The organism is Pseudomonas sp. ADAK7 (assembly GCF_012935675.1).
Lineage (GTDB): Bacteria > Pseudomonadota > Gammaproteobacteria > Pseudomonadales > Pseudomonadaceae > Aquipseudomonas.
Genome location: NZ_CP052861.1, coordinates 3440128 through 3455618, shown reverse-complemented (window position 1 = coordinate 3455618; position 15491 = coordinate 3440128). Strand labels below are relative to the sequence as shown.

General features: G+C 57.5%; 11 protein-coding genes. 4 read left to right on the top strand and 7 right to left on the bottom strand.

Translation table 11 applies throughout. From position 1 onward, the window contains the following. Window positions 1–19: 19 nt before the first annotated feature. Together HKK53_RS16120 and HKK53_RS16115 are read right to left on the bottom strand one after the other, a co-directional pair. On the bottom strand, window positions 20–2545 hold the full coding sequence (locus HKK53_RS16120; protein WP_169371639.1) for a PepSY domain-containing protein: 2526 nt from the start codon (window positions 2543–2545) through the stop codon (window positions 20–22). 293 nt (window positions 2546–2838) lie between these two features. Continuing rightward, entirely contained in the window at window positions 2839–5097 is a 2259-nt protein-coding gene (locus HKK53_RS16115; RefSeq protein WP_169371638.1) for a TonB-dependent receptor, read from the bottom strand. Window positions 5098–5303: 206 nt separating this feature from the next. Between HKK53_RS16115 and HKK53_RS16110 the strand changes: the two genes are divergently transcribed. The 4 genes from HKK53_RS16110 (at window position 5304) to HKK53_RS16095 (ending at window position 10187) form a co-directional block, all read left to right on the top strand. Beyond that, complete coding sequence (locus tag HKK53_RS16110) at window positions 5304–5984, top strand: Fe2+-dependent dioxygenase (RefSeq protein WP_169371637.1); 681 nt, start codon at window positions 5304–5306, stop codon at window positions 5982–5984. Then, on the top strand, window positions 5981–6736 hold the full coding sequence (locus tag HKK53_RS16105; protein WP_169371636.1) for a tetratricopeptide repeat protein: 756 nt from the start codon (window positions 5981–5983) through the stop codon (window positions 6734–6736). Before HKK53_RS16110 ends, HKK53_RS16105 begins: the two co-directional genes overlap by 4 nt. Window positions 6737–7046: 310 nt before the next feature. Then, complete coding sequence (locus HKK53_RS16100) at window positions 7047–9263, top strand: alpha-xenorhabdolysin family binary toxin subunit A (RefSeq protein ID WP_169371635.1); 2217 nt, start codon at window positions 7047–7049, stop codon at window positions 9261–9263. Window positions 9264–9278: 15 nt separating this feature from the next. Beyond that, window positions 9279–10187 (top strand): hypothetical protein, encoded by a 909-nt coding sequence (locus HKK53_RS16095; protein WP_237150785.1) that lies wholly within the window; start codon window positions 9279–9281, stop codon window positions 10185–10187. A gap of 42 nt (window positions 10188–10229) precedes the next feature. On the opposite strand, the gene HKK53_RS16090 is transcribed toward HKK53_RS16095, so the two are convergent. From HKK53_RS16090 to HKK53_RS16070, 5 genes are all read right to left on the bottom strand, one after another. Further along, complete coding sequence (locus HKK53_RS16090) at window positions 10230–11393, bottom strand: type III PLP-dependent enzyme (protein ID WP_169371634.1); 1164 nt, start codon at window positions 11391–11393, stop codon at window positions 10230–10232. 555 nt (window positions 11394–11948) lie between these two features. Then, on the bottom strand, window positions 11949–13106 hold the full coding sequence (locus HKK53_RS16085; protein ID WP_169371633.1) for an osmoprotectant ABC transporter ATP-binding protein OsmV: 1158 nt from the start codon (window positions 13104–13106) through the stop codon (window positions 11949–11951). Beyond that, window positions 13103–13756: an ABC transporter permease gene (locus HKK53_RS16080; protein ID WP_169371632.1), complete on the bottom strand. Its 654-nt coding sequence runs from the start codon at window positions 13754–13756 to the stop codon at window positions 13103–13105. The genes HKK53_RS16085 and HKK53_RS16080 overlap by 4 nt, the downstream gene beginning before the upstream one ends. A gap of 12 nt (window positions 13757–13768) precedes the next feature. Beyond that, entirely contained in the window at window positions 13769–14662 is an 894-nt protein-coding gene (locus tag HKK53_RS16075; RefSeq protein WP_169371631.1) for a glycine betaine ABC transporter substrate-binding protein, read from the bottom strand. Window positions 14663–14682: 20 nt separating this feature from the next. Beyond that, window positions 14683–15399 carry an ABC transporter permease gene (locus HKK53_RS16070; protein ID WP_054049992.1) on the bottom strand — a complete coding sequence of 239 codons (717 nt, stop codon included), beginning with the start codon at window positions 15397–15399 and terminating at the stop codon, window positions 14683–14685. Between the last annotated feature and the right edge of the window lie 92 nt (window positions 15400–15491).

Below are 15491 nucleotides of genomic sequence, written 5' to 3'. Positions count from 1 at the left end.
AACGATCTGGCTTGAGGTGTCAGTAGACGTCGCGGCGGTAGCGGCCTTGTTCGATCAAACGGTCGACCTCTTCGATCCCGAGTATTTCGTTCAGCGCGTGATCCACCCCCGACGCCATCCCCTGCAAGCTGCCGCAGATGTAAATCACCGCACCCTCGGCCAGCCATTTCTTCAGCTCGACGGCCGATTCACGCAGGCGGTCCTGCACATAAATCTTCTCGGCCTGATCCCGTGAAAACGCCAGGTCCAGTCGTTCCAGATCACCCTCGATCAACCAGCCTTCCAGCTCATCGCGACACAGGAAGTCATGCTGGCGATTGCGCTCGCCAAACAGCAACCAGTGCCGCTGCTGCCCGTCGGCAATCCGTGCCTTGAGCAAGCTGCGCAGCCCGGCCAGGCCCGTACCGTTGCCCAGCAGGATCATCGGCACCGGTTCGACCGGCAGATGGAAACCGCTATTGCGCCGCACGCGCAGGCTGATGCTGCCGCCCACGGGCGCGTGTTCGGTCAGCCAACCGGAGCCGATGCCGAGGCTGCCGTCGGGGTGCAGTTCCTGACGCACGATCAGTTCGAGCACGCCGTCAGCGGCGATCGAGGCGATGGAGTATTCGCGCATCGCCAACGGCACCAACGCCTGCACCAGTGCCTGGGCGTGCAGGCCGACCAAGTGCGCGCGGTTCTCGGGCAATTGGCGACTGGCGAGCGCCTGGTCCAGCGGTTGCGAGAGGCCATCGAGTTCAACACTGGCGCGACCATCAATCCCCAGGCCATCGAGGAAATGCTCGATCGCCCACGGGCAATTGCGCGGCATGACTTCCACCAGGTCACCCGCCAGCCAACTGCTGGTGCTCGGGGCCATGAGGCCGATCATGTACACCGGCGAACCGCTGCTGTCCGGGTTCAGCAGTTCGCGCCGGGACAAGGTCCAGTTGTCGTAGCTGGGCGCTTGCCAGGTGTCTACGGGCGCCTGTCCGGTCAGCAGGCCGAGTTGCTGCTGCCAGTGACGCAAGGCGTAAGGGTCGCCGCTGTCGACTTCCACCGGGGCAAACAGGGTCTTGCCGCCGTGTTCGCCGAGCCAGGTGTGCAAGCGGCGGGCGAAGCCGCAGAAGTGTTGATACTGGCGGTCACCTAGACCGAGCACCGCATAATTCAAACTTTCCAGACTCAACGCCCGGCCCAGCACTTTGCGTTCGAAACCGCGGGCGCTGTCCGGCGCTTCGCCGTCGCCGAAGGTGCTGACCACGAACAACGCGTTGTCCGAATCCTGCAAATCCTGCTCGCTGACAGTGGCCAGCGGCTGGACCTTCACCGGCAATCCGGCGGCCTGCAATTGCCCGGCGGTCTGCCAGGCCAGTTGCTCGGCAAAACCGCTCTGGCTGGCGAAACCGATCAACCACGTCGGCGCGTCGCTGCCCGGTTGCACAAGGCCTTTGCGCGCATCCTTGATCTGACGTTTCTTGCGCCGACGATCCAGGTACAGCAACCAACCCGTGATGAAAAACAGCGGCATGGTCAGCGCGGTGACGGTCAGAATGATCCGCCCGACGATGCCGAAATAACTGCCCGTGTGCAGCGCATAAATGCTGGTGAGCAGTTGCGCCTTGAAGCTCTTGTCGCTGTAGCGGTCGTGACGTTTGACGATGCCGGTGGCCGGATCGAGGCTGATCTCGTTCAGCGCGCGGTCATGGGGCGAGGTATTCAACAGGTAGAACACGGTCGCCGGTTGCCCGGCCAGTGGCGGCATGCGGATGTTGTAGGCGGACAGGTTCGGACCGGCGGCGCTGTAGATGCTGCTCCACATCGCGGCGTAATCGGCGGTCGGCGCCGGGCCACTTGGCGCCGGGCCGCGGTTGCGCACCCGCTCGTTTTGCGGCGCGTCGGACAGTAATTTTGTCAGGCCCTTGTTGTACCACTCGTAGGACCAGGACAACCCGGTCAGCGCGGCCAACAGGTAAAACAACATGCACCAGGTGCCCGCCACCGAGTGCAGGTCCCAATTAAAGCTGCGACCCTTTTTCTTCCAGTCGAGGGTCAGCCAGGCGCGCCATTTATTCCATTGGCGCGGCCAGCGCAGATAGAGGCCGGACAGGCAGAAGAACACCAGGATCAGCGTACAGGCACCCGTGATCTGCCGCCCGGTGTCGCCCATCGCGAGGAAGCGGTGCAACTGCAACATAAAGCCGAAGAAGTCCTGGCCCGTGGCGTCGCCCAGAAACTCGGCGGTGTACGGGTCGAAGTAACGCATCTCGCCGCGACGCTCGCCCGGTGGCGGAGTGAAGATCACCCGTGCGGCGTTGCCGCTGTCGGTTTCGACCCAGAGCATCGAGACTTTCTTGCCTGAGGCGGCTTCGATGTGTTCAACCAGTTCCGCTGGCGGCAGCACACCGGCGACCTGTTTCTCCACCTGCAGCACAGTAGGATTCAGCGCCCGCAGGATTTCATCCTGAAACGAATAGGCAGCACCGGTGATGCCCATCAGGGCCAGCACCAACCCGGCACTGATGCCAAAAAACCAGTGCAACTGGAACAGGGTTTTCTTCAACACGTCACTCGCCTTGTTCGTTCGAAAGTAATCATCACGGCGCGCATTATGCCGTGGGTTGTCGAGAAACATTCTTTATTACGCACAAAAGCCCCGTTCAATTCAATGAACGGGGCGTTAAGACCGAATGTTGCCTTTGTGGCGAGGGAGCTTGCTCCCGCTGGAGGCCGAAGGACTCCCCAAAAGGGCAATACGGTTTAAGGGGAAAACCGCAGTGCCTGGTTTTGGGGCGGCTTCGCCACCCAGCGGGAGCAAGCTCCCTCGCCACAGTTATGCATCCGACGACCGACTCCCTGTTAGAAGTGGAAGTTCGCGCTCAGCAGGGCAGTACGACCCGCCGCCACGTGGGCGTAGTGCGTCTGGAACACCTGGTCGAAGTAACGCTTGTCGGTCAGGTTCTGCACGTTGAGTTGCAGGTCGACGTTCTTGGTCAGCGCGTAGCTGGCCATCGCGTCGTAGCGCCAGTAGGACGGGATCTCCACCGAGTTGGCGACGTTGCCGAACTGCGAGTCGACGAAGGTCGCGCCGCCGCCAATGGTCAACTTCTCCGGGATCAGGTCGTAGGTCGACCACAGGGTGAAGTTGTTCCGTGGCGTGCTCGGCATGTGGTTGCCTTTGTCGGCGGCGAGGGTGGTCTTGACCACTTCGCTTTCCATATAGGTGTAGCCGCCGAAGACTTTCCAGTTACGGGTCAGCTTGCCGGTGTAGGTCAGTTCCAGACCGTTGACGGTTTGTTCGCCGTCCAGCACCTGGGTGGTGGCGCCGTCCGGATCGTCGATACGGGCGTTGGTTTTCTCGGTGCGGAACAGCGCAGCGGTCAGCGACAAGTCGTCACCGAAGAAATCCCACTTGGTGCCGATCTCGTAGTTGCGGTTCTTTTCCGGGTCCAGGTCGCTGTTGTTCGCCGCCAGTTCCAGGCCGCCGTTACCGCTGGTTTCGCCGGCCGGGTTGCTGGAGGTGGAGTAGGCCGCGTACACGCTGCCGTTCGGCAACGGGTTGTAGACCACGCCGATCTGGTAGTTGACCAGGTCGCTGGTGTTCTCCCGGGAGAAACTGCCCGCTGGCGAACTACGGCCAGCGTTGGCATAGCCGCTGGATTCGGTCTGGTAGTTGTCGTAGCGCAGGCCCAGGTTCAGCGACCATTGCTCGTTCAATTTCAGGGTGTCAAACACGTAAGCCGCAGCGGTCTTGGTGTCGGTGTCGGTGAAGGCATTGCTGTCTTTGATGGAACCCGACCAGTTATCCCCAGGCGTCGGCTTGTACAGATTGGTGCAGTCGCCGGCGTTGAACAGCGCGCGGTTGCAGGTGGTGCCGCTGGCGGTCGAGGTCAGGATGTACGGACGGTTGTGGGTGTCCTGATAGGAAAACTCCAGACCGGTGACCAGGCTGTGTTCGATGGCGCCGGTGTTGAACTTGGCGCTCAGGTCGGTCTGGTTGACCCAGCCGCTGGACGTCGAGTTACGGTTTTTCGAGCCACGGTACACACTGCCGTTAGCCACGTTGCCCTTGCTGTCGTCCGGGTTGGTGACGATGTAGTCGAGGGTCGAGCGGGACATGCGGAAGCTGTTGGAAACGGTCAGGTCGTCATTCAGATCGTGTTCGATCTTGATCGTGCCGCTGTCGTTTTCGGTCTGGCGATAGTCGCGACCGGTGAGGCCGTAGAAATTGTCTTTATTGACGTTGGCCGGTTTGTCGACGTGGTACTTGCTGCGGTTGGCGCTGGAGGTCAGCGGTATGCCGTAGTCCGGCATGTCATCGGTTTCGACGTGGTAGTAACCGACGGTCACGCGGGTGTCGGTGCCCAGGCCGAAGGAGAAAGTCGGCGCCACGCCCCAGCGGCTGACGTCCACGGCATCACGGCCGGCAACGTTGGCTTCGTGCTTCATCAGGTTCAGGCGGAAGGCCGAGGTGTCGTTGATCTGCTGATTCAGGTCCAGGGTGGTGCGCTTGGTCTGGTCCGAGCCCCAGGTGAAGCCGCCGTTGTAGAAGTTGCCGAGTTTGGCGGTCTTGCTCACCAGGTTCAGGCTGCCACCGGTGGAACCGGCGCCGGTGAAGGCCGAGCCAGGGCCTTTGCTGATCTCAATCGATTCAACGTTGAAAATCTCGCGGCTCTGGGACGCCGGGTCGCGCATGCCGTCGACGAAGGTGTCGCTTTCAGCGTTGAAGCCACGAATGATCGGGCGGTCGCCGGCCGGGTTGCCACCTTCGCCGGCACCGAAGGTGATGCCCGGCGTGGTGCGCAATGCGTCAACCAGGCTGGTGGCGCCGGTGTCGCGGATCACTTGTTGCGGGATCACGGTGACGCTTTTCGGCGTTTCGCGCAGTGGCGCGGTGTACTTCTTGGAGGCCGAGGTATCGGTTTTGTAGGAGGTGTCTTCCTGCTCGCCAACAACGCTGGTGGCGTCGAGGGAAATCGCATTGCCCGGTGCTTTTTCGTCGGTCTTTTCAGCGGCGAAAACCATGTGGCCCGCAGAGCCCGCAGTGATAGCCATGCCTATGGCAGACGCGAGCAAACGTGGTGAACTGACCGGCAATTGTGGTTGTTGGCGTGACATGTGAATTCCCCTCCCCAAGGATTTGAGGCCGCGGAATATAGGGTAAACAGGTATTTGTATCAATTGCGAAACGTTACTATTCGCGACGAATTTACATTCTTTACAATTTAACCTTACGGTTTTTGCTGGCTCGTTCGTCTGTGGCGTTTTACTTAGTCAATAAGAATCAATACCATTGGCGTCCCTTGGTTTTCAGGTGTCCTGCCATGTTGCTGCACATTCCCGGCGTGTTCGCGAAAGAAGAAGTGCAGCGTATCCGCGAGGCCCTGGAACAGGCTGATTGGGCGGACGGCAAGATCACCGCCGGCTTCCAGTCAGCCAAGGCCAAGCACAATCTGCAACTGCCGGAAGGTCATCCACTGGCCAAGGAAATCGGCGCGGCCATGCTTGAGCGGCTGTGGAAAAATCCGCAATTCATGTCGGCCGCGCTGCCGCACAAAGTCTTCCCGCCGTTGCTGAACTGTTACACGGCGGGCGGCAGCTTCGATTTCCACATCGACAACGCGGTGCGCCAGCCCCAGGGCAGCATCGAGCGGGTACGCACTGACCTGTCGGCCACGCTGTTCTTCAGCGAGCCGGATGACTACGACGGCGGCGAGCTGGAAATCCAGGACACCTTCGGCACCCAGCGCGTGAAGTTGCCCGCCGGCGACATGGTGCTGTATCCCGGAAGCAGCCTGCACAAGGTCAACGCCGTCACTCGTGGTACGCGTTACGCGTCGTTCTTCTGGACCCAAAGCCTGGTCCGCGAAGACAGCCAGCGCGCCTTGCTGTTCGAGATGGACGGGGCGATCCAGCAACTGACCCAAGACCTGCCCGACCACCCTTCGCTGATCCGCCTCACTGGCACCTATCACAACCTGCTGCGCCGCTGGGTCGAGGTATGAGTTATCAACTGCGCCGCGAGGAAGTCCTCGACGGTGATCGGCTCAAGGCCATGCTCGAAGAAAGTCCGGCGCGGGCGGCCCAGGCGATTCTGATCGCGGCGCGCGAAGGTGTGCTTGATGCCCAGGCGCTGCTTGGGCAGATCCTGCTGGACGGGCAGGGCATCGAACAGGATCAGCCGCTGGCTGTGCGCTGGTTCGAGATTGCGGCCAAGGGCGGGCACCTGATGGCGCGCAACATGCTCGGTCGTTGTCATGAGCATGGCTGGGGTTGTGCGGCGGATGCGGCGATTGCAGTGCGACATTATCGACTGGCGGCAGAAGCGGGACTGGATTGGGCGATGTACAACTACGCCAATCTGTTGGCCACCGGGCGCGGGGTCGCTAAGGACCAGGCGCAAGCACTGGCGATGTATCGCCGTGCCGCTGAACTGCGCCACGCCAAATCCATGAACCTGTTGGGCCGTTACCTGGAAGAAGGACACCATTGCCCGCAGGATCTTCTTGCGGCTCGGGAATGGTATCGACGCTCGGCCGAGGCCGGGGATTTTCGTGGGCAATTCAGTTATGCCACGGTACTGGCCGAGGAAGGTCAAGTCGATGAAGCGCTGGGCTGGTTGCGCATGGCGCTGGCCGGCGCAAACGTGAATTTCTTGCGGGTCAGCAGCGAGTCATTGCTCAGTGCAAATCATCCACAAATCCGTGAGATGGCTAATGCATATCGGCAACGGCTATCGCAGTTGATCGCGTTGTAACGGTTTACTTTACCGTTAACGCTGTTGGCAATTAAGTATGGTTTTTGTTCGGTGTGCCGCTGATAAAGAATGTTGATTGATGATATTGATTATCTGGTTTGCGCTGCGTTAGTTTCTGAGTGGCGCTCAAGTAGTGCGCTGGTCAATATGAAAGTTGTCTTGAATTTTAATATTTGAAAGCTTGTGAGTTATTGGGTTGGTGCTCTAAGGTTTGTTTTGCGATATCGATGATCTGGTTGTACATAGCGATTCATCAATATCGGAATAAGCTGAAATACTACTAATACCTGGAGAAGACAAGGAGTCTCTCATGGATTTCAATATGGATAATAAAATCGTCGAGGCCGCTACTAAAGCGCCTGCGATGTTTGTGGACGCATCGCTCGGCGAAGGTGATGAATATAACCGGCAGCCCGGAATACAACTGACCAAAGAGCAAATTATCAGTCTGAGAAAGTATGAAACTTTAGGGTTGTCTCTGCCCGTCAGGCTACAAGATGTCGTTGCGTATCTAAACTATGGCGCAGGTGATGACGGCGGTGTGGGGCTTAAAGCTACAGACTTTCTGGACACGTTCACAACGACGTATGATCATGCCAAGCGCTGGTCGCCATTGCGCGAAAAAATAATGCTGACAGGCAATGACCTGAAGATTTTTGGTGGCAGCATTATCAGGATTGGCAACGGAATTGTAGAGATCTATGAAGATCTCAAAGCATCGAAATACCTCGAAGAGTACGACATTACAACGCCGGAGGAGTATCAGAAACTCAGGCGTCAAATTCCGAATCTTCCCGATCTCGGTCTACCTGCGGGAGATGTACCGGAAATCAAGTCTTACCTCAATGACATGCTGGCAAAGGTCAAGCAATGCCATGATAAAGCCGAGCGGGTGAGAGTAGAGCTGGATAGCTTTGGTACCGATATGCGCGCAAAAGTGCTGCCGGGAATCACGTTGCGATTGCAATTTATCTCAAAAAATACATACCAGGCAGATATTCAGGTCCTGCAAAAGGACATTGATCAGCGCGCGGCTGATATTGACGAACTCAATAAACAGTACGATCAACTTGTCCAGGAAGCGATCAAATCGGCAGCGACGCTTAATATCGGCGGGTTGATTCTCGGGATCTATCAGGGCGTCAAGGCTGAAAAAATTCGCAAGGAACGCAATAGCCTGAAGGAAGCGCAACAAGCAGCCAATCAAAAAATGGCCGGTAAAAACCAGACATTGAGTTCGTTGAACAAGGTACGTGATGATCTTCAGAACTTGAGCTACGTTGCGATCGAAGCTGAAGTCGCGACTCAAAACCTGATGCTGGTGTGGAATTCGCTGAGTGATTACATTGTTGCATCCGTGCAAGAGGTCAATAAGCTGAACGAGGCGGTGTCCCTGAGAAAGTTTAAAAACCAGATAGTCAATATCACTGCACCTTGGGAACGTATAAAAGCAAGTTCCGATCAGCTGCTGGGTGTGTTTGCAGAAGCTGACAAAGAATACGAAAGGAATCGGTCGGGTATGGAAGTTAAAAGAGGTATGAGTTTGTTATCGGGTCAATCGGGCGATACATCGTTCAATGTGGTTAATCTGCGCGCTCATAATGGCGTGATGCAGCAGAACAACGCCAGCGCGCAAATGTTGTTCCAGCAATTTGATTACGTGTCCGGCGCGGTGGGGACAATGAATGATCTGGCAGCGACTATCAATAAGGTTACCTTCGATGTACGTAACCTCGCCCAGGCAAACCGTATCTATCTGGAAAGAGCAGCGGAAAAACTAAAGGTTTTTCAGGGTGATCTCGGGAATCCGAAGGAGGATGACGAGATTCATCAGGACATGGAAGATGAGCTCAAAGCTGTATTTTCCAAACTGTCCGATAAAACCGCAGATCTAAAAAGTATCCACAAGAGTATCAGCACCTCGTATGACAGGGGCGCGTCAATGGAGTGGGTTCAAACGCTGCAACAGGATCGGGTATCCGATGAGCAGCTCAAAAAAGTTGCCGAAGAAAAACTCGATGCATTGAAAGTGCAGATGAAGTCAGTTTCCGAAGCGATTGATCTGATCGGGAAGGCCGGCGTCGAGAAAATTGGTGAGGAGGCGAAGTTATCGCTGGAAAGCTTCAAGGCACTGGGTTTGGCACCACCGCAGGTTCAAATCGCATTGTTGGCCATTGATACGCTGAAAAAAATGATTTCCGGGATTGGCGAAGCCGTTTCTTTTCTCAATATGTTGGCGGGGTACAACCGGCTGAAAGAAAAAGCTAGCGACTTGCGAATGCAGGCTGATAGGTACACCAAAGCTATTGCCCGAATTGATGGGCGGATCGAATTGGTTAAAACACTTGACGAGTTGGACGACCAGCGTTGGGACTATGTGAGCGAATTTTCGAATCTGGTGGCCGATTTTGAAAAAATCTCCAGCGATTTCAAACAAGATAAGTCGATCGCCGTTGAGGACCGAGCGGGTGCCGCCATTGCCCGTATTGCAAATGTTATTAAATATTTGAACACCGTTCAGCGCTAACAGGGAGTCAGGGAGGTGGGCCGCGCGCCCACCTCTACCATGGATATGAATGCACTTACCTATGAATTTACCGCGACGCAGCGTCGTGTATTGGATCGCTACACCAACTTTCTTGGTTCTATGGCGCTGACATTCAATAATATTCCGGTTGTGTTTGAGCGCCGTAGAAACAGCGGCCATCAACTGGCGATCCTGTCGAAGGACTTGCGCTTTAATAATACGGCGTTTAATGAGCGATATTTGCGAGAGTTCTGGACGCGCACTGAACAAGCCCAGCGGCTGTGCAAAGGTTATATCGAAGATCTGGCGACGTTCAGCCGTGAATCCTTGGAAATAACCAAACAGACGTCGCGCCGCGAACCTATCGGCAGCGTGGACTTCAAATCGTACAGCCTGGCCAGGTCACGGACGTGGATGTTATTCCCACCACGTAATGTACGGGACTTGATTCACGAACTGTATCTTCGGTTTGGTGACCTAAGCAGTGCGATACGGCAACTCAAATACACGATCAGAGAAGTGCGTGACGAGTCGTTTGGGCTGCAGTCGGTATTCATGCGAACAATGGACCACCGAACCTGTCAATGCCATCCACAACCGACTGTTGCGCAGGAGTTATTCAGTCAGGCCGGTACGGCTCCGGTCTGGGACATTGCCTACTCCTCCACCGTCGCGTCGATCAGGGCCGTTGAATACAAGACCAATATCGCAACACTGTATACCGAGTTCGCGTTTGTCAGCGCGCAGATGGGGCTATTCATCGAAGATATACAACAACGTATCGAGGGTATGGTCATCGAACTGTTGCAAGCAAAGAATATGTCCACACTCGGAGAATTGAACTTCAAATTGGGCGGGGTGGTGGAGGGCACTGATGAGTGCATGGCGATGCTGAATCAGCTTGAGGCATGGCTACGTAAATAAAAAAGGTCCATTTTCATGGACCTTTTATGTTCACCAGATCGCTTACACGTAGAACGATTTCAGTGGCGGGAAGCCATTGAATTCAATGGCGCTGTAACTGGTGGTGTAGGCACCGGTGGACAACCAGTACAAACGATCACCAATCGCCAGGTTCAGCGGCAAACCGTACTTGTAGTTTTCATACATGATGTCGGCGCTGTCGCACGTCGGGCCGGCGATGACCACTTCTTCCATCTCGCCTTTCTTTTCGGTCCAGATCGGAAACTTGATGGCTTCGTCCATGGTTTCGATCAGGCCGGAGAACTTGCCCACATCCGTGTACACCCAGCGCTCGACGGCAGTACGGGATTTACGCGCCACCAGTACCACTTCGCTGACCAGGATGCCGGCGTTGGCGATGAGGGAACGGCCCGGTTCCAGGATGATTTCCGGCAGGTCGTCACCGAAGTCTTCCTTGAGGAAACGGATGATTTCTTCGGCGTAGGTTTCCAGGCTGTTGGTGCGGGTGATGTAGTTGGCCGGGAAGCCGCCGCCCATGTTGATCAGCTTCAGGTGAATGCCATCTTCTTCTTTCAGGCGTTCGAAGATCACTTTGACCTTGGCGATCGCCGCGTCCCAGACGCTGATGTCGCGCTGTTGCGAGCCGACGTGGAACGAGATGCCGTAAGGCACCAGGCCCAGGTCACGGGCGAGGATCAGCAGGTCCATGGCCATGTCGGTCTGGCAGCCGAATTTGCGCGACAGCGGCCAGTCGGCCGTGGTCGAGCCTTCGGTGAGGATGCGCACGTAGACTTTCGAACCCGGCGCAGCCTTGGCGATGTTGCGCAGGTCGGCTTCGGAGTCGGTGGCATACAGACGCACGCCCTTCTCGTAGAAGTAGCGGATGTCCTTGGATTTCTTGATGGTGTTGCCGTAGCTGATGCGATCCGGGCCGACGCCCTGGTTCATCACTTTGTCGAGCTCGTAGATCGAGGCGATGTCGAAGTTCGAGCCTTTCTCTTTGAGCAGGTCGATGATTTCGACGGCCGGGTTGGCCTTGACCGCGTAGTAGACCTTGGCGAAATCGAAACCGGCACGCAGGTCGTCATAGGCCTGGCTGATCATCGCGGTGTCGATGACCACGAACGGGGTTTCTTGTTTGTCGGCGAAGGCCTTCATTTTGTTGAAGGTATCGCGCGCGAAATAGTCTTCGACGTTGATCGACATGCTTGGGACTCCTACTGGCAAACTGAGTAAATAAATGGGTGCAAATGAACGTCCTCCGTATCCCCACTTTGGTTCGCCTACTTCCCAAGGCATGTCGCCGAAAGCAAAAAGGCCACGGGAGGCGGTGCTTTCCCTTGGCCTTGCTGTCTCGTCGTCAGTACTTGAGCCGGATGGATCGTTTCCAGCATGGACGTTCGGCGCGAACTTTAGGGCGTGAGGGGCTTGAGATCAACAAAAAATGTCGCGTTTTTGCACGCTTCCGTCGTGCGGTCCCGGACAGCTACTGATGTAACCGACATGCATGACAGTGTGATGTTCCCTCAAATGATCGTTCCCACGCTCTGCGTGGGAATGCATCCGGAGACGCTCCGCGTCTCAAAGGGCGGACGCAGAGCGTCCCGGGCGGCGTTCCCACGCGGAGCGTGGGAACGATCAACGTAAATCGCGTCGGCCCCATTCGCGGGCAAGCCTCGCTCCTACAGGTTTTCGGCATGCCGTGATGTGGCGTACGACACCGCACTTGTAGGAGCAAGGCTTGCCCGCGAAGGTGTCAGATCAGGCGACAGCCGTCTCGGCCGGCGAAACAATACTGGTCTTGCCGCCACGGGATTTACCGGAGCTCAGGTACTCGGCAATCGATTCCTGAGTCACCTCGCCCAGGAACACTCGATCAGCGTCCATCACCGGCAACCACGAGCGGTTGAACTCGTACATACGCGACAGCAGAATGCGCAAATGCTCGTCATACGCCGCGGTGGCGTTGAACTCGCGCAGGTACTGAGCGCAAGTCCCGGTCTGACGGTGCAGGTCGCGACGTCGTACATAACCGAGCGCCTTGTTCTCGCCATCGGTGACCACCACATAACGACGGTCCAGTTCGTCCATCAACTCCAGGGCTTCAGCTACCGGCGTTTCCGGGCTCACCGACGGCGCGTTGTCTGCCGCGTCTTCGGCTTTCACCAGCAACAGGCGCTTGAGGGTGCTGTCCTGGCCGACGAAGTTGCTGACAAAATCGTCCGCCGGGTGCGCCAACAGCGTGTCCGGGTGATCGATCTGCAGCAGCTTGCCAGCGCGGAAGATCGCAATCTTGTCGCCGAGCTTGATCGCTTCGTCGATGTCGTGGCTGACCATGATCACGGTCTTGTTCAGCGCCCGTTGCATCTCGAAGAACTCGTTCTGGATCATCTCGCGGTTGATCGGGTCGACCGCGCCGAACGGCTCATCCATCAACAGCAGCGGTGCATCCGCCGCCAGTGCACGAATAACGCCGATTCGCTGCTGCTGACCGCCGGACAATTCCCGCGGGTAGCGATTCAGGTACTGCTTGGGTTCAAGCTTGATCATGCTCATCAACTCGCGGGCGCGGTCGTGGCATTTCTGTTTGTCCCAGCCCAGCAGGCGCGGAACGATGGTGATGTTTTCCTCGATGGTCATGTTCGGGAACAGACCGATCTGCTGGATCACATAACCGATATTGCGGCGCAGGGTTACGGCGTCGAGGTCGGTGGTGTCTTCGCCGTTGATCAGGATCTTGCCCGAGGTCGGCTTGATCAGACGGTTGATCATTTTCAGCGTGGTGCTTTTGCCGCAGCCCGATGGCCCGAGGAACACACAGATTTCGCCTTCATTGACGGTCAGGCTTACCGAGTCCACGGCTTTCACATCTTTGCCGTTGCTTTGGAAGGTCTTGCTGAGGTTTTGAAGTTCGATCATTTGAGCAGTCCTTTTGGAGTCAGCGTGCGTTGCAGCCATTGCAGAAGCAGGTCGGCGAAGATGGCCAGGAGACTGACCAGCACGGCGCCGACGATCAGCATCGACATGTCGCTGCGGCTGATGGAAGCGAGAATGAGTACACCGAGGCCACCGGCACCGATGGTCGCGGCGATGGTCATGACACCAATGTTCATGACCACGGCGGTGCGCACACCGGCGAGGATCACCGGCACGGCGATCGGCAGTTCGACCATGCGCAGGCGCTGGCCGAAGGTCATGCCGATGCCACGGGCGGCTTCGCGAATGCCGGGTTCGACGCCGGTCAGCGCCAGGTAGGTGTTACGCATGATCGGCAGCAGCGAGTACAGAAACACCGCGGTGATCGCCGGCATCGGGCCCAGGCCCTGGCCGAACTTGGAGTAGAACGGCAGCAGCAGGCCGAACAGCGCGATCGACGGCACGGTCAGCAGCACCGTGGCGCTGGCTTGCAGCGGGCCGGCCAGTGACGGGAAGCGCGTCATCAGCACGCCCAGCGGCACACCAACCACGATTGCCAGCGTTACGGCAATGCCGACAAGGGTGATGTGCTGCCAGGTCAGGTGCAGGACCAGCGGCCAGTCAAGATGGGAAAAGGCGTTCAAAAATTCCATGGCTTTTCCTCCTCAGTTGATCGGGTGCTGGCGCAGGAAATCTGCGGCAACCGATGAAGGGCTTTCGTGATCGACATCAACCCGCGCGTTGAGCTGGCGCATGGTGGCGTCGTCGAACAGTTCGGCCAGTGGCTTGAGTTCTTCGGCGAGTTTCGGGTGGGCGTCGAGGTAGACCTGACGCACTACCGGGGCGGCGGTGTAGTCCGGGAAGTAATGCTTGTCGTCTTCCAGCAGTTTCAGCTTGAAGGCGTTCAAGCGACCGTCGGTGGTGTAGACCAGCCCGGCAAACACCTGGCTATTGCGCAGGGCGGTGTAGACCAGCCCGGCGTCCATCTGCCGGATGTTCTTGCGGGTCAGGTTCATGCCATAGAGGTCGACCATGCCGTCCAGACCGTCGGAGCGGTTGGCAAACTCAGTGTCCAGGGCAACGAGGTGATTGGTCTTCGCCTCCGCCTGCATCACCGTGTTCAGCTCGCTGATGGTGTTGATCTGCGGGTAGGCCTGCGCGGTTTTTTCCGGCAGGGCCAAGGCGTAGGTGTTGCTGAATTTCGACGGGGTGAGCCAGACCAGGCCTTTTTTCGCGTCGACTTCCTTCACCTTGGCGTAGGACTGAGCGCTGTCGAGTTTGTCAGTGATGTGGTTGTAAGCCACCAGCGACACGCCGGTGTATTCCCACATCAAGTCCAGCTGACCACTTTCGTGGGCACTGCGGGCCAGGTTGCTGCCCAGACCGCCGGTTACTTGGGTGTCATAACCCTTGGTGCGCAGGTATTGGGAAGTGATTTCCGCCAGCAGGGTTTGTTCGGTGAACACCCGGGCGCCGATGCGGATAACGGGTTTGTCAGCGGCTTGAGCAATTCCTGCGAACAGCAGAATGCAGCCTAAAAGCAAGCTAAGTCTTTTCATGAAAATTCCTTTGCCGAGGCTTAAGACGGGCGGAGGCCGCGTTCGAGCCAGAGGCGGCTGGCGAGTGTCACCAGGCCGTCGAGCAGCAAGGCCAGCAGCGCGGTACAAGCCGCGCCGAGCAGCAGTTGCGGCTGATTGTTCAGGGCGATGCCAGGGAAAATCAGGCTGCCCAGGCTGTTGGCGCCAATCAGGAACGCCAGCGGGGCGGTACCGACGTTGATTGCCAGTGCGACGCGCACGCCACCGATGATGATCGGCACGGCGTTCGGCAGTTCGACCCGCCACAGCACTTGCGTCGGCGTCATGCCGATGCCGACGGCGGCTTCCTTGAGCGAACCCTGGACGTTTTTCAGGCCTTCATAGGTGTTGCGCACGATCGGCAACAGCGAGGCGAGGAACAGGGCGAAGATCGCCGGGCCGCTGCCGATGCCCAGAATCCCCAGGGCGATGGCCAGTACGGCGAGAGGCGGCACAGTGTTGCCGATGTTGAAGATCTGCATGAAGCGTTCAGCGCGGCCCACCATGGTCGGGCGGCTGAGGAAGATACCGGCGGGGATGCCCACAACGAGGGCGGCCAGCATGGAAACAAGGACGAGGATCAAGTGAGCTTGCAGGTAAAACAACAAATCGTCGCGGTAATGTTCGATCGTGTTGATGCCAATCCAATGGACCAGCAGGGCCAGGAGTGCGACGACAACCGCACCTCCTATAAGCCCCTTGCCATAGCGAATAGCCACAGGCGGACTCCTTTTTTTCTTAGTCGGCGAACGCAGTCCTTTGTGGCAATGCCATCACTGGCTGCCGGGATATCGACGTTCGCGAGAAGCAG

Excerpts from the sequence above, each read along its gene's own strand:
- HKK53_RS16075 (WP_169371631.1), bottom strand. The coding sequence starts at position 14,662 with ATGAAAAGACTTAGCTTGCTTTTAGGCTGCATTCTGCTGTTCGCAGGA.
- HKK53_RS16105 (WP_169371636.1), top strand. The coding sequence starts at position 5,981 with ATGAGTTATCAACTGCGCCGCGAGGAAGTCCTCGACGGTGATCGGCTC.
- HKK53_RS16100 (WP_169371635.1), top strand. The coding sequence starts at position 7,047 with ATGGATTTCAATATGGATAATAAAATCGTCGAGGCCGCTACTAAAGCG.
- HKK53_RS16080 (WP_169371632.1), bottom strand. The coding sequence starts at position 13,756 with ATGGAATTTTTGAACGCCTTTTCCCATCTTGACTGGCCGCTGGTCCTG.
- HKK53_RS16110 (WP_169371637.1), top strand. The coding sequence starts at position 5,304 with ATGTTGCTGCACATTCCCGGCGTGTTCGCGAAAGAAGAAGTGCAGCGT.
- HKK53_RS16115 (WP_169371638.1), bottom strand. The coding sequence starts at position 5,097 with ATGTCACGCCAACAACCACAATTGCCGGTCAGTTCACCACGTTTGCTC.
- HKK53_RS16090 (WP_169371634.1), bottom strand. The coding sequence starts at position 11,393 with ATGTCGATCAACGTCGAAGACTATTTCGCGCGCGATACCTTCAACAAA.
- HKK53_RS16085 (WP_169371633.1), bottom strand. The coding sequence starts at position 13,106 with ATGATCGAACTTCAAAACCTCAGCAAGACCTTCCAAAGCAACGGCAAA.